The organism is Vibrio chemaguriensis (genome assembly GCF_012275705.1).
GTDB lineage: Bacteria > Pseudomonadota > Gammaproteobacteria > Enterobacterales > Vibrionaceae > Vibrio > Vibrio diabolicus.
This window is the reverse complement of sequence record NZ_SHOE01000001.1, coordinates 281,899-303,667: the sequence shown is the minus strand read 5'-3', so window position 1 is coordinate 303,667 and position 21,769 is coordinate 281,899. Positions and strand designations below refer to the sequence as shown.

The following is a 21,769-nucleotide window of genomic DNA, read 5'->3' as shown; positions in this document are numbered from 1 at the left end:
ATACTGCCAATAAAAGTTTATTAATGAAATTGTTTACCTAATGAGCAAAAAAGACACCGAACACGATGACGATTTCGCCTTGTTTCAGGAAGCAGTACAGGGCGTAAAAAAGTTGCGACAGGATACCATAATCCAGCAACCAAAAAAAAATACTAAGCAAAAAGAAATCAAGCGCTCCAACCGTGAAGCGAGTGATTCTGAGTTTTACTTCTCCGACGAGTTTGTCCCTCTCTTAAATGAAGAAGGCCCAACTCGTTATGCACGTGACGACGTCTCCACTTATGAAGTTAAACGTCTACGTCGCGGCGTGTATGTACCGGACGTATTCCTCGATATGCACGGCATGACACAACAAGAAGCTAAGCGTGAACTTGGTGCGATGATCGCCTACTGCGTCAAAAACGAGATTCACTGTGCGTGTGTGCAACATGGCATTGGTAAACACATCCTGAAACAGAAAGCGCCACTTTGGTTAGCACAACACCCAGACGTAATGGCTTTCCACCAAGCGCCACTAGAATTCGGCGGTGATGGTGCGTTGTTAGTTTTGCTCTCGATTCCAGAAAAGTAACTAGCTCACTGTAGAAGCAATTAAACAAAAAGGCAGGAAATTTCCTGCCTTTCTTCATTCTATATCTAATGTTTAAATGCTTATTTGGTTTCGACGCTTATGGCGTAATATGCCACAGCACTTCACCGTTTTGCGTTTGTAGATCGTATTCAATACACACTAGACCTGATGTAGGAAACATCGGTGGTGCCATGTCTTTTACAAACTCTGAAGTGAGATAACCAACCAAAGGCAAGTGAGAGACAAGCAGAAGCGAGTCTAGTTTTTCCACTTCAATCAATGCACTTGCAAAATCAAATACATGCTCAGATTGACCGTAAGGTGTAATATCTTCACAAGTTTCGATGCTTTTTGCAGCAAAATACTCGCTGATCTCTTGCCAAGTTTGTTGAGCTCTAATGTACGGACTCACCAACACTTTATCGAATTGCGCAAAACCTTGTTCTTTACAGGCTCTCGCAACCGCTTCTGATTCGACTCTGCCTCTTGGGGTCAATTGTCGTGCTGCGTCTGAATCTGCAAAATGCTCGGCTTCGCCGTGACGCATGATGAATATTTTCATGTTATTTCCTAGGGATAGCTAACGCTACCAAAAGGTTGACTGCTATCTTTATTAGATAGACGGGGCTAACTTTAATAATGATGAAACAAAAATACTGATATAATTATCTGTTCATTATACCAATTCGCTTGCTAAAGATAGCGACTTTCTTAACAATCTATTAAAAAGAATGTACTCAGTTCATCACAGTATTTAACTGTGCTATGAGTTCAGAGCATTCATTCAAACAGTTCTTCCCCATACGCAAACGCGATGGGCCTGTGCAGAAGTCTACGAATAACAAAAATACGGCAAGCAGTATTTGTCGAAACGCAAACTTTGCGCCCCCTAGCTAGGGGTTCATAATTACTGTAATGCGAAATCTGGAGACGCATCGTGCATCTAAGTCCTAACGATTCAAATCAATACCGCTACATTACCTTGAGCAATGATCTGCGTGTACTGCTGATTCATTCCGAGACAGCTCAACAGTCAGCAGCTGCTCTAGCAGTGAACGTTGGACACTTCGACGACCCAAACGATCGCCAAGGTCTGGCACACTATTTAGAACATATGCTTTTTTTGGGTACGGAAAAATACCCTAAAGTGGGCGAGTTTCAAAGTTATATTAGCCAGCATGGAGGAACAAATAACGCTTGGACGGGTACTGAGCACACTTGTTTCTTTTTTGATGTTACTCCGAATGCCTTTGAAAATGCCTTAGATCGATTTAGCCAATTCTTTACCGCACCATTGTTTAACGAAGAAGCTTTAGACAAAGAACGCCAGGCTGTCGACTCCGAATATAAACTCAAACTTAATGACGATTCTCGCCGCCTGTATCAAGTCAATAAAGAAGTCATCAATCCAGAGCACCCTTTCTCTAAGTTCTCAGTCGGCAACCTAGATACATTAGGTGACCGAGAGGGTAAGTCCATCCGCGACGAAATTGTCGAGTTTCACCACTCTCAATACTCTGCCGATCTCATGACGTTGACGCTCTTTGGGCCACAGTCGCTCGATGATCAGCAAGCGTGGGTAGAAGCCATGTTTGCCAATATCCCAAACCACCACCTTCGTGGAAAATCGATTGATGTCCCCATTAGCACCAAAGAAAGTACCGGGATTTTAGTTCAAGTTGAACCAATCAAAGAATTTCGAAAACTCATTCTCACCTTCCCAATGCCGGGAATGGATAAGCACTACGGCGTTAAACCACTCTCTTACTTCGCGCATTTACTCGGCTATGAAGGCGAAGGCAGCTTAATGCTCCAGCTAAAAAATGAGGGCTGGATTACGTCGCTTTCTGCGGGAGGCGGCGCAAGTGGTAGCAACTATCGAGATTTTACGGTTAGCTGCACACTGACCCCACAGGGTCTCAACCACGTTGACGACATCATCCAAGCGGTTTTTCAATACCTCTCGATGATCAAACAAGACGGCCTAGATGAATGGCGCTATCTCGAAAAACAAGCGGTGCTTGAGTCGGCGTTTCGTTTCCAGGAACCATCTCGACCAATGGATTTGGTTAGCCATCTTGTTATCAATATGCAGCATTATCAGCCAGACGATACCATTTATGGCGACTACAAAATGGCGGGCTATGATGAACAACTGCAGCGTTCGTTGCTGCAATACTTAACCATCGATAATGTCCGCGTAACCCTGATTGCAAAAGGACTGGAATACAACCGTACTGCCGAATGGTACTTTACTCCGTATTCCGTCACGCCTTTTAGTGATGAGCAACGCCGCTTCTATCAACAAATCGATCCAAGCTGGCAGTTCGTCTTACCAGAAAAGAACCCTTATATTTGCTACGATCTCGATCCCATGCCGTTCGAAAATGGTGGTTCACTACCAGAGTTAATTGAAGATCTCGAAGGCTTCCGACTTTGGCATTTACAAGATGATGAATTTCGCGTGCCAAAAGGCGTTGTATATGTCGCTATCGACAGCTCTCATGCTGTTGCATCACCGAAGAACATTGTCAAAACTCGCCTATGTGTCGAGATGTTCCTCGACTCGCTAGCAAAAGAAACCTATCAAGCTGAAATCGCAGGGATGGGTTACAACATGTACGCTCACCAAGGCGGGGTTACCTTAACCCTCTCAGGGTTCAGCCAAAAACTGCCTCAATTGTTGGAAATGATCCTGCACCGTTTTGCTTCTCGAGATTTCAGCCCTGCACGCTTTGAAACCATCAAGCAGCAACTGTTACGTAACTGGAGAAATGCTTCACAAGATCGTCCTATTTCGCAGCTGTTTAACGCACTTACTGGGTTGCTTCAACCCAATAACCCGCCTTTCGCAACCTTAGTCGAAGCGCTAGAAGAAATCGAAGTCGATGAACTCTCGGTATTCGTAGAATCAATTCTTGCAGAGCTGCACGTTGAAATGTTTGTTTACGGAGATTGGCAGCGTCAACAAGCGCATGACATGGCGACGACCTTAAAGGATGCCCTAAGAGTAAAAGAGCAGCGTTATGAAGAGGCGCTCCGCCCACTCATCATGCTAGGAAAAAACGGCAGTTTTCAACGTGAAGTACATTGCAACCAGCAAGATTCGGCGGTCGTTATTTACCACCAGTGTGAGGATATTGAGCCTCGTAGCATTGCTCTATACTCATTGGCGAACCATCTCATGTCGGCAACATTTTTCCACGAGATCCGCACAAAACAGCAATTAGGTTACATGGTGGGCACTGGCAATATGCCACTTAATCGTCATCCGGGTATTGTGCTTTATGTGCAGTCACCCAATGCAGCACCTGCCGAGCTGGTTACCTCAATCGATGAGTTCTTAAATGCCTTTTATATGGTGCTGTTAGAACTGAACGATTACCAGTGGCATAGCAGTAAGCGCGGCTTGTGGAATCAAATAGCGACGCCGGACACCACACTGCGAGGTCGTGCTCAGCGTCTTTGGGTTGCAATAGGAAACAAAGACACCGAGTTTAACCAACGTGACAAGGTACTTGCTGAACTGAAGAAATTGACCCGAGCAGACATGATTCGCTTTGTCGTTAATGAGTTGAAACCTCGCACGGCAAACCGATTGGTCATGCACTCTCAAGGGCAATCACATTCAGACGCTCCGCGCATCCACTTAGGGCAAGAAATTGGATCGATAGAAGAGTTCCAACTTAGGCCAAAAGATTGCGGCTTAGGATGATCTAATTGCGCAGTAATAAAATTATCGATTAGTAAGTATATACCTACAAACCAATGAGGTTGTGGGTCTCATAAATAGAATCGACACCATAATTGGCAGAAAATTGAAATTACGCCATTGCGGCTTATGCTCTAATTACCACACTAAAAATAAATTAATGAGGTAATCATGAAAAAAGCACTACTACTTGCGGCTATTTTACTGCCACTGGCATCTGTACACGCTGAAATCTCGGTGAAAGGTGATGGCTTTGAGCTAAGTAACGACTGTGTCCGCCTAAGCGGAGACAATGTTTCTATCAAATCAGATGATTGCTCTTCAAAACAGTGGAAAGATAAAGACAACAAAGGCAACAGCAGCGTTCACGGGGACGACAACCCAGGTAAAGGCCACAATAAAGATAAGAAAGACAAGAAGAAGTAACTATTTCTTATTTATGAAAAAGGCTTGCCACTGGCAAGCCTTTTTCTTTACCGAAGCAACGTTTAATAGAATGTGGTTCCTTCTCCAGCTCGAGTAAGCAAACCATCACACGGTGCGTAACGATCGCCATACTTCGATGCAAACTCATTCATTTTCTCAACCAGTTCTTTAATGCCAAACTGCTCCATATAACGGAATGGACCGCCCAAGAATGGAGGGAAACCAATGCCAAATATTGCACCAATATCACCATCACGTGGCGAGCGAATGATGCCGTCATCCAAACAACGTACCGCTTCATTCAGCATTGGTAGTACACAGCGCAACGCAATATCGTTATCGCTCAGCTTAGATTCAGGATCGAGCTTAAGCAGCTTGTAGATAGATTTATCGACTTCTTTCTTCTTACCTTTGTAAGTGTAGAAACCTTTCCCGCTCTTACGTCCTTTGCGACCGTCATTCAATAAGATATCGAACACGTCCGGGCCTTTGAATCGCTCACCTAACTCATTGACTAGAATCGGCATGATCTTCGCGCCAATGTCGACACCGACTTCATCCAGTAAGGTAATCGGGCCAACAGGGAAACCAAAATCAAGCAACGCCGTATCAATCTTTTCGATCGGTTCGTTAGCCAGCAGAATATGCGCCGCTTCGTTCATGTATGGCGCAAGAATGCGGTTCACGTAAAAGCCCGCTTTGTCTTTCACTACGATCGGGGTTTTTCCTTGCTTTTTAGCAAGTGCAACGACTGTTGAAATGGTTTCATCTGATGTCGTTTCATGCGGAATCACTTCCACCAACGGCATTTTTTCTACCGGGCTGAAGTAATGCAAACCCACTACGTTTTCTGGACGCTCCGCTTTTTCTGCAATTCTGTGGATTGGTAACGAAGAGGTATTGGTCGCAAAGATGGTTTCCGGCTTGGCATTCGCTTCAATATCCGCCACCATTTTTTGTTTAAGATCTAAGTCTTCAAAAACAGCTTCAATTACGACATCAATATGATTAAAGCTGGTAAAGTCGACACCGCCAGACAGTTGCAACATTTTCGCTTGCAGATCGGCTTTTGATAGAATGCGACGTTTACGCTGTTTCTCAAATAACTTGTAGTTGTAGTTGAGTGCGTTTAGAACGCCATCGTTGCTGACGTCTTTGATGCGGACAGGCACCTTCGCTTTTGCAACAGACACATGGCTGATTCCTGCGCCCATCAAGCCACCGCCAAGCACGCCAACTTTATGAACTGGCGCGGGTTTCGCATCCGTACCATTTTCTTTCTTCATTTCCGTTGTCGCAAAGAAGATAGAACGAAGCGCTTTTGACTCTGAGCTCATCACAAGCTCACCGAAGCGTTTCGCTTCAAGCTCTTGTCCTTGGGCGAAACCTTTCTCTAAACCATGCTGAATAACGTCTAAAATCGCGACCGTTGCAGGATAGTTACCACGAGTTTTCTGATTGGTTTTCTTCGCTGCTTGTTCAAACACAAACTTGCGCCCTAACCCGCTACCCGACATCACTTTTTCTTTCGTCGATAGCTTTTTCGTACCCTTGTTTTTACCTTTGTCGATAAACTGTTTTGCTACGTCGAGCAAAATGGTGTCAGGGACACAGGCGTCCACAACACCCAGCTTTTTAGCTTTCTTTGCGCGAAGTTGTTTACCCGTCAGGATCAAGTCCAATGACGGTAACAGGCCAATCAAACGTGGCAGACGCTGAGTACCGCCGGAACCTGGCAGCAATCCAAGCTGTACTTCTGGCAGGCCTAAACGCGTTTTATCTGAATCCGTACAAACACGATAATCACATGCAAGAGCAAGCTCTAAGCCACCGCCTAAACATGGACCGTGAATAGCGGCAACCACAGGATATGGTAAGTCCGATAGCTGCTGGAATAGCTCTTGACCTTGCCTCGCTAATGCTTCTGCTTCACTTGCGGTCGTGCACGCTTCTAGCATGCGAACATCGGCCCCCGCGACGAAGTTGTCCGGTTTGAGGGAATGAATGATCATCCCTTTGATGCCACTGGCGTCTTTTAGCTGAGCAAAGATTTCTTTCATTTCATCAGCAAAAGCCGCCTGTAGCGTGTTCATTTTTTCATTAGGTACGTCAATCGCTAACCAAGCAATATTCTGCTCATCAACTTTTAGACTAAATGCTTTTTGCTCGCTCATTACTCAACCTCCAGAATCATTGCTGCGCCAAGACCGCCTGCTGCACATGCGGTATTCAACGCAATACCGCCGCCACGGCGTTTCAGTTCACGTAGAGTTTGCGTCATCATTCGTGCACCTGTCGCCGCGAATGGGTGACCGTAAGCGATTGAGCCACCAAGAACGTTAAACTTATCCATGTCGATTTCACCAATCGCTTTCGAACGACCTAGATTTTTTTGAGCAAACTTATCTGAAGCAAACATCTTCACATTCGCCAATGCTTGCGCAGCAAACGCTTCGTGCATGTCGATCAACGTCAGATCAGACAGTTCCAATCCTGTATTTTCTAGCACTTTCGCTGTGGCATAAGTCGGTCCCATCAGCATGTCCTTTTCCACACCGATCGCTGAAAATGCATAGCCGCGGATGTAGCCAAGAATCTCCATGCCAAGCTCTTTCGCTTTACCTTCGCGCATCAACATCACTGCCGCACCACCATCAGTCAGTGGCGTACTGTTCGCTGCCGTAACACTGCCATACTGGCGATCAAAGGCAGGTCGAAGTTTCGCGTACCCTTCTACGGTTGAGTCGTGACGGACATTGTTGTCTTCCGAAATCCATTTTTTGTATGGTTCGGGAAAAGCCGTCATCACTTCACCTTGGATCTTACCTTCTTTCCAAGCTTGGGAAGCCAGCATATGAGAGCGATGTGCTAGCGCATCCTGCTCTGCACGAGAAATACCATGCGTCTTTGCCATTTGCTCCGCAGTTTGTCCCATCGACAAGCCCGTCGAGTACTCGGCTACTGCAGGAGGCACTGGCATAAGGTCTTTAAAGCTCAAGTTTTTGAGGATGCTAAGCTTCTGACCCATTGTTTTTGTCTTACTTAGAGCAAGCAGATTAGCGGCCAGTTTCTTAGATACGCCAATAGGCAGGACGGAAGAAGAGTCTGCACCACCAGCAATACCGATATCGATGGTTCCCGCCATGATGCTTTCTGCGACATTGACCGCCGCTTGAAAACTCGTTGCACACGCACGAGTCACACTGTAAGCATCAGTATGAATGTTCATACCGGTGCCTAACACGATTTCTCGTGCGATGTTTGGCGCTTCAGGCATTTGTACTACTTGTCCAAATACCACTTGTTCGATTAACTTCGGATCAATATCTGTTCGAGCAAGCATTTCGCTTACTACCATTTTCCCTAAATCGACCGCTGGCACTTGGCTAAATTCCGTGCTTTGACGAGCAAAGGGAGTTCGAAGCCCCGCGACAATAGCGACACGCTCACCATTGCGTGTTTTTACTTCCTGCTTGCCCATTGTTTCTCCTTAAATACAAGAGGTCTGACCTGATGCATTGTAATGAATTTGTTAAATTTATCAAACGTGCGTTTAAATAAACGTGAAGCAAGTAGATCAATTACTCTACTTCTTTGATTCTTATGCGATTAATAATGATTAACTATAGAGAGTTAAAACGGTAAGAGGTATACGGAAGGTAAAATCGAAGCAAAAAAAAACCACACATAACTGTGTGGTCGGAATATCTATAAAACAATTAACTTACGCCAATTGAAAATTAATCAGTTTCCTGATTAGGAGAAAGTAAAGTCAGCCTTCAAAAGGAAGTGTCATCTTGCTCAACATGTTAGTCGCAATGACTAACGAGATGACAAGATGTACTATAACCCCTTCACTGCTTGATATTTTGAAATAGATCAATTTTATAGTGATTTTACGAGCTTTAAGCACATCTAAAAGGCTCAGCGATGCAAACCTATTCAAAAATTCACCGCTAGCAGTCTCTTTTTATGTCCCATCGAATGAACTTATCCAAACCATTGATTACTAATGATGATATTGTTAACAATCTTTACCAATTCATGTTCGATGATATTTGGCATTTGCGTATACACTTTTAAGTAACCACATAGCTTATTGTGTCAGAGGTTATCTACGACACACGCTCAACCGAAACCGCGAGGCTATTGAAAAGTAAAGTCATGCTCAGAACAAATAAAAAACTCACAGAGCGAGGATGGAGGCTCCTGTGGCCATATTAAAAATGTTTGGAAAGAAAAATTCCAACAGTCCGGTCAACTCTGATATGGACAAGCAAAGAAAATACGAAGCGCTCGTCCGAGGGTACCATCGTGACTTATATCGCTACGCATACTGGTTGTGCAAAGATAAAGCGATAGCGGAAGATCTAGTTCAGGAAACCTGTCTTAGAGCTTGGAAGTCACTCGATAGCCTTCAGGACGAAAAAGCTGCCAAGTCTTGGCTCATCACAATATTGAGACGAGAAAATGCGCGCCGCTTCGAACGTAAACAATTTGATTTAGTTGATATCGATGATTACGGCAATGATGCTAAAGTCAGCGATGACCCACATCATCAGCAAGAATGGCTGCAAGCACAGATCATGAAACTCGATGTTGAATACCGCGAGCCTTTATTTCTCCAAGTTGTCGGTGGTTTCAGCGGAGAAGAGATTGGCGACATTCTTGATTTAAATAAAAATACAGTGATGACTCGATTATTTCGCGCTCGTAATCAACTCAAAGAGATGTTGGATTCTCAAGATACTAAGAGAGGACAAAAGAATGGATGATTTAGAATTTCGTCGTCGTATTTTGTCGGATCCAAAACAAAAGGATGAAGAGATTCTGCAAGCTTTAGCTGGTAGCGACGCCAACAATAAGTTTGTTGATGACGTTTTGGATCTCGACGTAAAAATTAAACAAGCCATGAATGTGGATGTACCTGAAGATCTCGCTGATAAGATTTTATTTAGTCAGACGTCGAGTGCACTTGATGAAGAGAAGGTCGTCAGACCAAACTTTGTGCGCAAAGCAATGGCACTTGCCGCTTCTATTGCGTTCACCGCAGGATTATTAGTTGGTCAAGTAAACTGGGGAAATGTTTTGGTGTCTCCAGCACAAGCCAGTTTAGCTGATACCGCGATGAAACACGTTATTCATGAAGAACCTTTTGTTCGTCATCTTGATGAGGATGTACCGAGCTCGCAAATTAATGCGAAAATGTCGCCATTTCATTACCAGTTTAGTGAAAACTTTCCATATCACGTTTACTACCTAAACCACTGCGGTTTTGGCGAATCCAATGCGGTGCATATGGTATTCCAAGGTCCAAAAGGTAAAGTAACGTTATTTATTACTGGTATTCCTAGCGAACAAAGTACCGACTTTAATAAGGATGGCATGACCGGAATCGTTCAGCCCGTCGGGAGTTCAAGCCTGATTTTAGTCGGAGAAGAAGGTGAAAATATTGATGCTATCGCTACGACTCTTGCATCAATGATTAAACCGATGTAATAACTTCGACGATTTCCAGCCTTCAAAAGGTTAAATGCCGCTAAATGATCTTATTTAGCGGCATTTTTGTATAAATAGAACACAAAACATTCACCATCGCTATAGCATTTAGAGCTTAAACTCTAAATTATGCATTTTAAGTGCAATTTCCCGTCTTTTAGACATCATTTCTGCAATTTTTATTCAATTTTATCCAATGGTCGGATTTGTCCAAGCAACTATTGATACTACTATCTGCGCCACTGAGCAAAAGCTCAATTTATCGTCCAAAGAGACGAATCTAATAAGGAAAAACAAATGACTCAGAACACGCGTCTGTTTAAAAAGACTCTCCTAGCAGTAACGGTAGCTTTTGCCTCAGGTCAATCGATGGCAGCGGGTTTCCAAATCAACGCTCAATCAGCAACTGGCATCGGCCGTGCATTTGCTGGTGATGCAGTAATCGCAGATAACGCCGCGGTAATGGCTCGTAACCCAGCAGCAATGGCTCTATTTGACAAAATGGAGCTTTCGCTAGGTTTCGAAAGCATTACTTCAATGATTGAAGTGAAAGATGCGAAATATAACGTTAATACTCCTTTGGGTTCCAGTACTGTAAATGTTGCTGACACTGATGATGTGGGTGATACGTCAATAGCTCCAAACATTCACTTAATCGTTCCAGTAAATGACAAGTTTGCATGGGGCGTAAACGCATACTCTAATTTCGGCACTAAAACTGAATTTTCAGATAACTACACCGCAACCGAGTACGGTGGTCTTACGGATGTAAAAAGCTTCAACTTTGGCTTTGCGGGTTCTTACCGTTTAAACGAACAATGGAGCTTTGGTGCTGGTTTAGATTTAATCTACGGCCAAGGCACAATGAAGCGTACGACTAGCTCTTCAGTCCCAGGGGTTGGCGGTCAAAAAATTCTGGACGTAGATAAAGCTGATGGTTGGGCTGTTGGTTTCAACGTTGGTACTGTGTACGAACTAGATGAAAACAACCGTTTTGGTCTAGCGTATCGTTACAGCCCTGAATTTACGGCGAAAGACGACAAAGGTCAGGAAATCACGCTACCTCTACCAGATATGGCCGAGTTTTCTGGTTTCCACAAAATCCAAGACACTAAGTTTGCTGTACACTACAGCATCCAATACATCGGTTGGAAAGATTTCGACCAAATTGATTTTGAGAACCTAAATCAGGGTTTACTTAAAGGTGGTTACTCGAAAGACTATCAATGGCAAGATGGCTGGCACTACGCAATTGGTGGTACTTACTACCTAAACAACAACTGGACACTTCGTGCTGGTTACATGTACGACACAAGCGCTCAAGATAAAGTAACGTCTATCTCGGTACCAGATTCAGATCGCCAGTGGTTCTCAACAGGTTTCTCTTACCATATTGATAATAGCTCAAACATCGATTTTGGCTTCACATACTTGTTAGGTGAAGATGTAAAAGTTAATGAGAATACTCAATTAGCTCCTGGTCTTTCTACCGGTGTAACAGCAACAACTCATGCTGACGCAATTCTATTCGGCTTACAATACAGCCGTAGCTTCTAAGCGCTTCGCTGTTAGTTAGTAGAAAAATACTTTATATAAAAGGCTGGATTTCCAGCCTTTTTTCATATCTGCGATTTATTGCCCACTCAATTTGAGTGAACACGTGTATCTAAATCTCACAATTAGGACGCACAGCTGTTCGCTGAATTCCATTTACAAGCCCTTCACAGTTAGATTATTAAACCACCCAAACAACACTTGAAAGCATAATATTCCAAATTACTGCTTGTGCTGGATTTTCATTTCTAAAGTAAAAACTCTACCTTTAAACTTTCGTCCCACGTTATAAACAAATCAGCGAACATTCGAATGAAAACCAACAAGACTCTTCTATCAACAGCAGTGGCATTAAGCCTACTTGGCACAACGGGCATGGCTAACGCAGCAGGTTTCCAACTTGCTGAATATTCTGCAACAGGCCTAGGTCGAGCATATGCTGGTGAAGCAGCAATGGCTGACAACGCAAGTGCACAATGGCGTAACCCAGCAATGCTAACTTATTTGGAAGGCACTCAAGTGTCCGTTGGTGCAATCTATGTGAACCCAAATATTGATATTGAAGGTGATGTAAACTTCCACGGTAGCACTTCTTCTGCATCTTCAGATGATTTCGCCCATGATGCAATCATTCCAAACTTCTACCTATCACACCAATACAATGAGAAATTCGCGATTGGTTTGGCATTTGGCACCAACTACGGCATGGAAACCGATTTAGGTAAAGGCTTTGGTGCATCGCACTTCGGTAACGAAGCAAGCGTAACGACAATGGAAGCGAACTTAAACGCAGCTTACAAAGTCAATGAATCAATCAGCGTTGGTGGTGGTATCCGTTACATCATCGGCGAAGGCAGCTTTGGCGCAGCAGCTCCTAAGAATAACGTTGTAGGAAAGCACCCTGTCACTGGCGATCCTATCAGTGTTCCTCAAGGTACCGCTCTAAAATACATGGAAGGTGACGATACCGCTTGGGGCTGGCAAGTTGGTACTGCATGGCAGATCAATGAAAATAACCGTATCGGCTTCGCGTACAAATCTGAAGTTGAACTGAAGCTTGAAGGCCATGCTGAAGGTCTAGGTTTTGGCTTCGGTACTAAGCTTTCACAACTACGTGACAACGGCTACATGTACCTAAACCTGCCTGCAACGGCTGAGTTGGCAAGCTTCCACCAAGTAACAGACCAACTTGCGTTACACGCAAGCTTTAACTGGACGGATTGGAGCTCTTTCGAGAAATTGGAAGCACGTCTAGATACCGCTGGCACGCATATGGTTAAAGTAGAAAACTGGGAAGATAACTACCGCTTTGCTGTTGGTGCCACTTACCAGCTTGATCCTAAGCTAGCGCTACGTACTGGTATTGCGTACGATACTTCAGCGGTAAGCGACAAAAACCGTACGATCACTATCCCAGAAACTGACCGTACTTGGCTAAGTATTGGCGCAACGTACGATTGGACGAAAGACTTCAGCCTAGACGCTGGCTTCACCTATATTTTCGCGAAAGACGCGCCAATCGTTGAGTCTCGTGGTTATAAGTCAGACGACGCTGCGGAACAAGTCGGCGGCCAATTCGTAGGCGAAACTACGGGTAATGTTTGGCTAATCGGTGTTCAAGCAAACTACCGTTTCTAACCAAACAGCAAAAATACAAAAAAGGCTTAGCATCAGCTAAGCCTTTTTTATTTGTATATTGTAAAGAACAGCGCTTAAAAGTCTTCTAGGTATTCGTCTAAATACTCTTCTTCTTCGATGTTAACTTCTTCAACGGTTTCAACTTCTGCTTTAAAGTTTTGACGCTGAATATAAACATCGCGAGTAAGAATATATGGATCCGGCGACGAGTCTAACTGTGCTTCTTGCGGTACTAATAAAGCACGCTTCTCCATGCCTTCAAACGCCCACTTGCCCAAACTCGCCCAGAAGTTGAGGTAAGAGAGGGGTAAATACGTACTATCTACGGTATCTGTCACTTCACGTAAGGTATACGGGCCATAACCTGGAATCATGAAGTAAGGGCCATTTCCAACACCATAATGACCTACTGCATCACTGAACGCTTTCTCGTCGTATTTCGTAATACCCGCGGCACTTGCAATATCGAATAAACCGAAAATACCAAACGTCGAGTTAATCCAAAAACGGTTAAAGTGGTCCACGGCTTTCGTACCGTTACCCATGACTAAGTTATTAACCATGCTGGCTGGCTCATCTAAGTTCGACAAGAAGTTAGCAATACCGGAACGAATAGGAACTGGCGTGTATTCCACATACGCAAGTGATACAGGACGAACCAAATACGGATCTAAATATTCGTAGTTGATTTCCCACATGGTTCGGTTAAAGCCTTCCAACGGGTCATACACATCAGAAGTCGTTTGATTTGTTTCTTGTCCTGTTACTGCTTCATCAGGCGCAGTTGAACAGCCAACCAGTCCAACTGCAAGCAGTAACAAGAAGGTAGATTTACCCTTGTTATACATTTTATTTTCCATAACGACTATTAATGTACCTAAGTCACCCAATGAACAGTTGTACGTATGTTGAGCAGTATACGTAGTAAAGATGACTCAGATATGGGAATAAATAAAGGCCAGCAGTCGCTGGCCTTCGGTATTCTACTCGATCGTTTAGAGTCATACCACTAAAGGCAACAGACTCTACCCCGTTGTCATATTTCAGAGACAGACGTTAACGATTAATATTGCTGGTCAATGGTCACTTCAACCGGCGTGCCAAATTCAACGACGTCACTCTCTCCGTGCCAATCTTGGTCACGCGTTGCTACGTTACCGTCAGAGTCTACACGCACACGCACAATGAGCTTGTCGAGTGAAGATAGTTTTTGCCCCTGCATCATGGCATTACCATCATCTAATACGACTGTACGAGGGAAAGTACCCAGCGGATAGCGAGCTGCCGCAACAGGCATTGGTGAGCCATCTGCACGATGTACCGATACAATGAGAACTGCGTTTGGATCTAACTGAGCATTTGGGGCCACATTAATTGTCACAGCGACACTCTTATCCGGTGAAACCGCTTCGCCCATTTGCTTACGAGCGCTCTCAATACTGCGTGACAACATCTCGTAGCGGCTATCTTCTGGACCAATCATTTGCTGCATGATTCCCCAGTACTTGATCGCTGCCGGAAAGTCTTGACGCTCAAACGCATCGAACGCTAACAAAGAAAACACACGCAGATCGACATAGTCTTGCTGCATCAGCTTGCCGAGTAATGAGCGAGCCGTCGCTTGATCCATTTCCTCTTGAGACAGCATCAGAGCTTGTGCATAACCCAACATCACATCAGGATCTTTGGGCTCTAGGCGATATGACTTTTCCATCGCATCGATAGCAGTCGTGACATCACGATTTGCTAACGCAATACGACCTAGCAATAACCAACCTGTCGAGTCTTCCGGCTGGTAATGTAAGCGAGTTCGAAGGGCAAGGGTCAAATCCGCCATTTCATCGTCACTCAACGGCTCAGAAGAAGCCGACATCAGCTTTTTCGATAACTCAGGTAGATTTGCAGACACTTCTTGCCACTGAACAATATCTTCTGACGCGCCAAATTTGTAATACAAGCCATAGCTCAACGCCACCGTCAGAATTACCGATGGAACTAAAACCGCGATTGGTGAAACCTTGGTTTCTTTTTGCGCTTTATCACCCGGAATATCGTCAAGGAGAGACTGCTTTAGATCAGAAATCAGTTCGTCTTCGCTTTCAACCAGTCCTTCGTCGGTTTCTTCTGCAAGCTCAGATAGACGGTCTTTATAAAATGCCTTGTTGAGCTCATCGCGTAACACATCATCATTGTTCGCTTTTTGTTTAAGCAGCGGCAAAGCCACCAGCGCACAAGCAATCAGCGTAAGAGCAACGGTGGAAATCCAAAATAGTGTCATTACTTCTTATCTCCGTTGTTCTCTTCTTCAAGCAATGCTTTTAAACGAGCTTCTTTTTGCTCATCCCATTGCTCGTCACTGCTTGCTTTTGCCTTAACTCTAGATTTACGGCTACGCAGTACAATCAAACCAAAACCACCCAATACTACAGCGAGTGGCCCTAGCCACAAGATCGCAGTCGCGACCGTAAATGGTGGGTTGTAAGTCACGAAGTTACCGTAACGGGCGATCATGTAATCAACAATCTCATCTTTGGACTTACCTTCTTTGGTCATTTCGTACACCTTATGGCGTAAGTCTTGAGCAAGTTCAGCGTTAGAATCCGAGATCGTGTTGTTCTGACATTTAGGGCAACGGAGCGTATGGCTTAACTCTTTGAACTGCTGTTCTTGTTCCAAGTTATCGAACTCGTATACTTCAATGGCAGCGTGAGCAGCAAGAGATAATGTCATGGCAGCAAAAACTGCAAGGATCAGCTTTCTCATTGCTTCGCCTCCTCAACCAATTTGTTGTAAAGCGGCTCCAGTGTTTCCGACCAATTACGTGGGTTTACATCCCCCACATGGCGATAACGAATCACACCATTTGCATCAATAATGAATGTTTCTGGTGCACCATAAACGCCAAGGTCAAGACCAAGCATACCGCTACCATCAAATAGGCTAATCAAGTACGGGTTGCCGAGATCATTCAACCAGCCTACCGCTTTGTTACGATCATCTTTGTAATTCATACCGATGATCTTAACGCCCTTACCCGCCAATTCGTTTAAGTATTTATGCTCTGCATAACACGTTGGACACCACGTAGCCCAAACGTTCAAGAGCAACGGCTCACCTTTAAAAATTGACTGGTCGTATTGTTTTCCAGGTTCAGCTAAGTCTTCTAAGTGAAACTCAGGAACTGGCTTACCAACCAAAACCGACTCCAATTTCGTTGGATCATCGCCCTCTTGGTTGCGCATTAACTGGGTTGCGAAAATGCCCGCCAAAATCATGAAAGCGACGAGCGGAATAAATAAGATTTTCTTATTCATGTTATGCCTCCTGCTCTTTTGACTTCGCGTTTTTCTTTGAAGATTTGCGGAAGCGGTAGCGTTTATCAGAAATCGCTAGTGCGCCGCCTAATGCCATAATCAAAGAGCCAGCCCAAATCCAACGAACGAACGGTTTATAGTAAATACGAACAGCCCAAGATCGGTTGTCGTCTAAACGTTCACCCATTGCAATGTATAAGTCACGACTAATTCCACGGTCAATGGCAGCTTCGGTCATCATAGACTTAGCCGTACGGTAGAAGCGCTTCTCAGCGTGAAGCGTATTCACGTATTTGCCATCATGTGTGATCTCAAAATCCGCGATGTAGCCATCGTAGTTTGGACCATCTTTATCACGCAGGCCTGAGAAGTAGAAATCATAACCTTGAATTTGGAAGTGTTCGCCAGGTGCTAAACGTACATCACGCTCGATGCTGTAGTTCTGTACCATCGCAATACCGATAACAGATACCGCCAGACCAACATGACCCAACATCATTGCCCAGTGGCTACGTTGCAGCTTGCGAACACCTTCACTAAAGCTATGACGGTGCGTTGCACGCTCATATAGTTCAAAGCCATGCATTGCAATAATCCAAATCGCCATTACCCAGCCTATGTAAGCCATGGTTGAGAAGAAGTCGGCAAACAGGTATACGCATACCGCGGCCAAAGCAAAAGCAAGCACACCTGAAACGAGCATTGGTTTCACAAGTTTAGATAAATTGTCTCGCTTCCAACGGATAAGTGGACCAATACCAAGTAGGAAAGCAAATGGCATCATCAACCACGCAAACAGCATGTCGAAGAATGGCGCACCGATAGAAACCGACCCCAAACCAAGCTGCTTATGTACGAGCGGCAACAGTGTCCCCACTAACACCACAACAAGTGCTGCGATAAGTAATACGTTGTTGGCTAAGAGCGCGTTTTCACGAGAGACTAAGTCGAAGTTACCTCGTACACGCACTGCCGCCCCTTTCACGGCAAACAGCAATAAAGAGCCGCCGATAACGAAAACGAGGAAGCCTAGAATAAACATACCGCGCGACGGGTCAGACGCGAACGCGTGCACCGATACTAAAATACCGGAACGGACTAAGAATGTGCCCAACAAACTCAACGAAAATGCAGAGATTGCCAATAGTACCGTCCACGCTTTAAATGTGCCGCGTTTTTCTGTCACGGCAAGAGAGTGCATTAATGCGGTACCCGCTAACCAAGGCATGAATGATGCGTTTTCTACTGGATCCCAGAACCACCAGCCACCCCAGCCAAGTTCGTAGTAAGCCCACCAAGAGCCTAGTGCGATACCGAGTGTTAAAAATACCCATGCAGCGGTTGTCCAAGGACGAGACCAACGGGCCCAAGCCGTATCAAGGCGTCCGGTCATTAGGGATGCGATCGCAAAAGAGAAGGCAACCGAGAAACCAACGTAGCCCATGTAAAGCATTGGCGGGTGAACAATCAAACCAGGGTCTTGAAGCAGAGGGTTCAAGTCACGCCCGTCAACCGGGAAGAAAGGCAACGTACGTAAGAATGGGTTTGACGTTAAGATGATAAACAGTAGGAAACCCACTGAGATCATGCCCATTACGGCAAGTACACGTGCAACCGACTCTTGCGGCATGCCACGACTGAATGTCGCTACAGCGACAGTCCAAGCAGCTTGGATTAAAACCCATAGCAACAGTGAACCTTCGTGTGCACCCCATACTGCGGTTAAACGGTAGTACCAAGGAAGCTGACTATTCGAGTTGCTCGCTACATACTGTAACGTGAAGTCGTTGGTATAAAATCCCCAACATAAAATGGCGAAAGAGAACAACAGCATCAGGAACATAGACCAAGATAGCGGTCGCGCTGTGTTCATGAGCATGGTGTTATTATTCGATGCTCCCCACAATGGCAATACGCTCAGCAGCACAGCCATTGCAAGCGAAAGAATGAGAGCAAAGTGACCGATTTCAGCAATCATTGGCCGCTTCCTTGTTTCTGTTCGGTGCTGTATTGAAGCGGTTCATGCGTTTTCTTCATCGCTTCTGCAATTTCTGGTGGCATGTATTCTTCATCGTGCTTCGCTAGGACCTCAAATGCCTCAACTGTCGTGGCATCTTTCAGTACACCTTGAGCCACAATACCCTGCCCTTCACGGAACAAGTCAGGAAGAATACCGTCATAAGTAATCGTCACTTTAGGACCGACATCGTGCAGGTCAAAACTCACTTTCAAAGAATTAGGATCTCGACGAACCGAGCCCACAACCACCATACCACCAATACGCAGACGCTGGCCTACTTCTGGCTTGGTGCCATCTGGCTTACCATTAACCAATTCCGTTGGAGTGTAGAAAAGGTCCATATTTTGGTTAAGCGCATAAAGTATCAAACCAATGGTGGCACTAATACCGATAAAGATCGCTAGTACGATACCTAGCCTCTTTTTACGTCTCGGGTTCATAAGGTGTTCTCCATGTTCTTCGCTGCGTCGATACGAGCTTGACGGTCAATTTTTGCTTTCACTTCTTTCAATAATGCATCACCGCGGCGAAGGCTAGTGATCAGAAGAATCAGCATGGATAAGAAAGTAATACCAAACGCACTCCATACGTATGATGCGTAGCCACCCATGGCAAAAAAGTCGCTCAGAGATTCAAAATGCATAATCAATTACCTCACTGAGTTTGTTCTGTTGCGAGTTTGCGCACCCAAGGGCGGTGACTTTCTTTACTGATGATTTCGTTACGAAAACGTACCATCGTCACTGCACCAAAGAAGAACGCAAAGCCAAAGATGTTTAGCAATAACGGCCAAAGCATGTCGGATGAAATAGAAGGTTGTTCAAATTTCGTGATCGTCGCGCCTTGGTGAAGCGTGTTCCACCATTCTACGGAAAAGTGAATGATAGGTAGGTTCACGACGCCTACGATCGCTAAAATACCCGCCGCTTTTGCGGCTGTTTTCTGATCGTCAAACGCGTGATAAAGCGCAATAACACCAAGGTAGAGAAATAGAAGAATCAATTCTGAAGTAAGACGGGCGTCCCATACCCACCAAGTACCCCACATTGGCTTACCCCAAACGGCACCAGTAAGTAGAGCAATGAAGGTAAATACCGCACCAATCGGCGCCATCGCAAGCGCCGCCATATCAGATAGACGTACTTGCCATACTAAGCCAATAAATGCCGCAATCGCCATCGACATATAAACGCCCATAGACCAAATAGCTGATGGGACGTGAATGTAGATGATTCGGAAACTGTCACCTTGTTGGTAATCTGAAGGCGCAAATGCAAGCCCCCAAACCGTACCAACCGATAAGCATACGAGGGCCAATACAGAAAACCAAGGCAGAAACTTACCACTCAAACGGTAAGCGGTTTCTGGCTTGGCATAAGGATGTAGCCATTTCCACATGTTTTGTTCTCACTCTTACTTCAGGGACACTGTCTAAAGGGTTGAGACCGTAGCAGTGCTTTAATAATAATTCTTTGATCAAGCGCCGCTTCATTGGCACTTTATTGAGTTAGTTAACACTAACTCTCAATGCGGCACTAATGGCAAAAGGCGTTAACGTCATTGCTCCCATTAGCATCGCACCTAAAATTGCTAGTTGACCGTTATACGCCATACCAAGCGCGGCGGCATCAATTGCTGATGTTGCGAAAATCAAAATTGGGATGTAGAGCGGAAGAATAAGCAAACTCAAAAGAACGCCACCCTTTTGCAACCCAACCGTCAAAGCCACGCCAATAGCTCCAATAAAACTTAGTGTCGGTGTACCGATCATCAAGGTTAGTACAACAGATAGCCAAGTATTGAAATCGAGCGAAAGTAAAACCGCCAATAATGGGCTAATTAGGATCAGAGGTAACCCTGTTAACAACCAATGTGCTATGACCTTTGAAACCACTACAAGTTGCAATGGAATCGGCATTAGCATCATTTGTTCCAATGCACCGTCTTGAAAATCATCACGAAATAGACGCTCTAATGATAATAAGGCGGATAGCAATGCGGCAACCCAAACAATGCCCGCTGCAATACGTGCTAACAAATTTGGTTCAGGCCCAATACTAAGAGGAAACAGAGTAATAACAATAATAAAGAACCAAAGCGGGTTCAGAATGTCTGCCTGACGGCGAAATGCTATCAATAGCTCGCGGCGAATGATGGTGGTCATAGATGGAATCATATCAATCACCCAACTTTATTTTTCTAAGTTTCGGGCTGTCCGAAAACATATCTTGATGCGTCGTCAACACGACAATACCACCATTATCAGCGTGACTTGCGAACAAAGATTCAAGCACTTTGACGCCTTGCTTATCGATGGCGGTCAACGGTTCATCTAAAATCCATAAAATTTGCTTACTGAGCCATAACCTTGCTAGTGCCACTCGTCGTTGCTGACCTGCGGAAAGCTGTGCTACAGGCACATCTTCTCGACCGGCCAAACCAACTTGAGTTAAAGCAGTTAAGATTTCTTCGTCAGAAGAGCGGTTATTTTGAATAGATTGGTAAAAACGTAAGTTTTCTAGTGCGGTAAGCTCTCGTTTCACTCCAGTTTGATGCCCTAAGAACAGCAGATCTTGATGGAAAACATCACGAGATTTTTCAACCTCTTCTCCTTTCCACTTAATGATGCCTTCTTCTCTATCACCTAAACCTGTCACAATACGTAGTAACGTAGTTTTGCCAGTACCATTGCGTCCTTCTATCTGGACCAATTCACCAGGCCTAATTTCAAACTGCAGGTTTTCAAACAGGACCCTCTCATCACGGATCGCTGTCAGGTTAGATACTTCTAACATAGAGCTTCAACTAAAAAATGAACGAAGCGCTATATTAGCACAGCTTAGTTATGACAAAACAGGATAAGAGGGCTGGGATGTATGTAAGTTCATGTATTTTTGTTAATTAATCGTCACACTTTAATAAAATTAACTATAAGTAGTTATAAGCTCTCATTTTAACTTGGGGAGCGAGTGCTAAGAATGAAAAGAGCTTAAGGTAATCTAGGGCTGTATTGCAAAAAGATAATTAGTAACCGA

The 21,769-nt window shown here is 44.6% G+C and carries 20 protein-coding genes; 7 read left to right on the top strand and 13 right to left on the bottom strand.

All coding sequences use genetic code 11. The features are described 5' to 3' along the window. Window positions 1–40: 40 nt before the first annotated feature. Window positions 41–571, top strand: a complete 531-nt coding sequence (gene smrB / locus EX191_RS01400; RefSeq protein ID WP_012841540.1) for an endonuclease SmrB — start codon at window positions 41–43, stop codon at window positions 569–571. 97 nt (window positions 572–668) lie between these two features. Here the strand turns inward: smrB and sixA are convergent, their stop codons facing one another. Next, complete coding sequence (gene sixA, locus EX191_RS01395; protein ID WP_005397904.1) at window positions 669–1,133, bottom strand: phosphohistidine phosphatase SixA; 465 nt, start codon at window positions 1,131–1,133, stop codon at window positions 669–671. A gap of 375 nt (window positions 1,134–1,508) precedes the next feature. On the opposite strand from sixA, the gene EX191_RS01390 reads away from it, so the two are divergent. Both EX191_RS01390 and EX191_RS01385 read left to right on the top strand, forming a co-directional pair. Next, window positions 1,509–4,286: an insulinase family protein gene (locus EX191_RS01390; protein WP_193447009.1), complete on the top strand. Its 2,778-nt coding sequence runs from the start codon at window positions 1,509–1,511 to the stop codon at window positions 4,284–4,286. A 168-nt stretch (window positions 4,287–4,454) separates the two neighbouring features. Then, window positions 4,455–4,709, top strand: a complete 255-nt coding sequence (locus EX191_RS01385) for a CG2 omega domain protein (RefSeq protein ID WP_193447008.1) — start codon at window positions 4,455–4,457, stop codon at window positions 4,707–4,709. A 62-nt stretch (window positions 4,710–4,771) separates the two neighbouring features. On the opposite strand, the gene fadJ is transcribed toward EX191_RS01385, so the two are convergent. Further along, window positions 4,772–6,883 carry a fatty acid oxidation complex subunit alpha FadJ gene (fadJ, locus tag EX191_RS01380; RefSeq protein ID WP_193447007.1) on the bottom strand — a complete coding sequence of 704 codons (2,112 nt, stop codon included), beginning with the start codon at window positions 6,881–6,883 and terminating at the stop codon, window positions 4,772–4,774. After that, window positions 6,883–8,190 (bottom strand): acetyl-CoA C-acyltransferase FadI, encoded by a 1,308-nt coding sequence (fadI, locus tag EX191_RS01375; RefSeq protein ID WP_193447006.1) that lies wholly within the window; start codon window positions 8,188–8,190, stop codon window positions 6,883–6,885. The genes fadJ and fadI overlap by 1 nt, the downstream gene beginning before the upstream one ends. Window positions 8,191–8,908: 718 nt before the next feature. Between fadI and EX191_RS01370 the strand changes: the two genes are divergently transcribed. From EX191_RS01370 to EX191_RS01355, 4 genes are all read left to right on the top strand, one after another. Further along, window positions 8,909–9,484, top strand: a complete 576-nt coding sequence (locus EX191_RS01370; RefSeq protein ID WP_029836529.1) for a sigma-70 family RNA polymerase sigma factor — start codon at window positions 8,909–8,911, stop codon at window positions 9,482–9,484. Continuing rightward, window positions 9,477–10,208 (top strand): DUF3379 domain-containing protein, encoded by a 732-nt coding sequence (locus EX191_RS01365; protein WP_005380527.1) that lies wholly within the window; start codon window positions 9,477–9,479, stop codon window positions 10,206–10,208. Before EX191_RS01370 ends, EX191_RS01365 begins: the two co-directional genes overlap by 8 nt. Window positions 10,209–10,505: 297 nt before the next feature. Further along, window positions 10,506–11,765: an outer membrane protein transport protein gene (locus EX191_RS01360; protein ID WP_047010320.1), complete on the top strand. Its 1,260-nt coding sequence runs from the start codon at window positions 10,506–10,508 to the stop codon at window positions 11,763–11,765. A gap of 309 nt (window positions 11,766–12,074) precedes the next feature. Continuing rightward, the gene (locus EX191_RS01355) at window positions 12,075–13,400 is read left to right on the top strand and encodes an outer membrane protein transport protein (protein ID WP_193447005.1); all 1,326 of its coding nucleotides are present in this window, start codon (window positions 12,075–12,077) and stop codon (window positions 13,398–13,400) included. A 74-nt stretch (window positions 13,401–13,474) separates the two neighbouring features. Here EX191_RS01355 and EX191_RS01350 read toward each other — a convergent pair whose 3' ends face one another. The 10 genes from EX191_RS01350 to ccmA all read right to left on the bottom strand — a co-directional run bounded on the left by EX191_RS01350 (window position 13,475) and on the right by ccmA (window position 21,529). Further along, window positions 13,475–14,248 carry an MlaA family lipoprotein gene (locus EX191_RS01350; protein WP_193447004.1) on the bottom strand — a complete coding sequence of 258 codons (774 nt, stop codon included), beginning with the start codon at window positions 14,246–14,248 and terminating at the stop codon, window positions 13,475–13,477. A gap of 215 nt (window positions 14,249–14,463) precedes the next feature. After that, window positions 14,464–15,678, bottom strand: coding sequence for a c-type cytochrome biogenesis protein CcmI (gene ccmI / locus EX191_RS01345; protein WP_161443123.1), 1,215 nt, complete (start codon window positions 15,676–15,678; stop codon window positions 14,464–14,466). After that, window positions 15,678–16,163 carry a cytochrome c-type biogenesis protein gene (locus EX191_RS01340; RefSeq protein ID WP_114323329.1) on the bottom strand — a complete coding sequence of 162 codons (486 nt, stop codon included), beginning with the start codon at window positions 16,161–16,163 and terminating at the stop codon, window positions 15,678–15,680. Before EX191_RS01340 ends, ccmI begins: the two co-directional genes overlap by 1 nt. Next, window positions 16,160–16,714: a DsbE family thiol:disulfide interchange protein gene (locus EX191_RS01335; protein WP_012841537.1), complete on the bottom strand. Its 555-nt coding sequence runs from the start codon at window positions 16,712–16,714 to the stop codon at window positions 16,160–16,162. Before EX191_RS01335 ends, EX191_RS01340 begins: the two co-directional genes overlap by 4 nt. Before the next feature lies 1 nt (window position 16,715). Beyond that, a complete protein-coding gene (locus tag EX191_RS01330) occupies window positions 16,716–18,692 on the bottom strand; it encodes a heme lyase CcmF/NrfE family subunit (protein WP_005394299.1) in 1,977 nt (658 codons plus the stop codon). Beyond that, entirely contained in the window at window positions 18,689–19,174 is a 486-nt protein-coding gene (gene ccmE, locus EX191_RS01325; protein WP_005380516.1) for a cytochrome c maturation protein CcmE, read from the bottom strand. Before ccmE ends, EX191_RS01330 begins: the two co-directional genes overlap by 4 nt. Further along, window positions 19,171–19,377 (bottom strand): heme exporter protein CcmD, encoded by a 207-nt coding sequence (gene ccmD, locus EX191_RS01320; protein ID WP_005380515.1) that lies wholly within the window; start codon window positions 19,375–19,377, stop codon window positions 19,171–19,173. Before ccmD ends, ccmE begins: the two co-directional genes overlap by 4 nt. A gap of 11 nt (window positions 19,378–19,388) precedes the next feature. Next, window positions 19,389–20,132 (bottom strand): heme ABC transporter permease, encoded by a 744-nt coding sequence (locus tag EX191_RS01315; RefSeq protein WP_005394301.1) that lies wholly within the window; start codon window positions 20,130–20,132, stop codon window positions 19,389–19,391. Between the two features lie 109 nt (window positions 20,133–20,241). After that, a complete protein-coding gene (gene ccmB / locus EX191_RS01310; RefSeq protein WP_006741714.1) occupies window positions 20,242–20,910 on the bottom strand; it encodes a heme exporter protein CcmB in 669 nt (222 codons plus the stop codon). A 1-nt stretch (window position 20,911) separates the two neighbouring features. Beyond that, entirely contained in the window at window positions 20,912–21,529 is a 618-nt protein-coding gene (gene ccmA / locus EX191_RS01305; RefSeq protein WP_193447003.1) for a cytochrome c biogenesis heme-transporting ATPase CcmA, read from the bottom strand. Window positions 21,530–21,769: the final 240 nt, after the last annotated feature.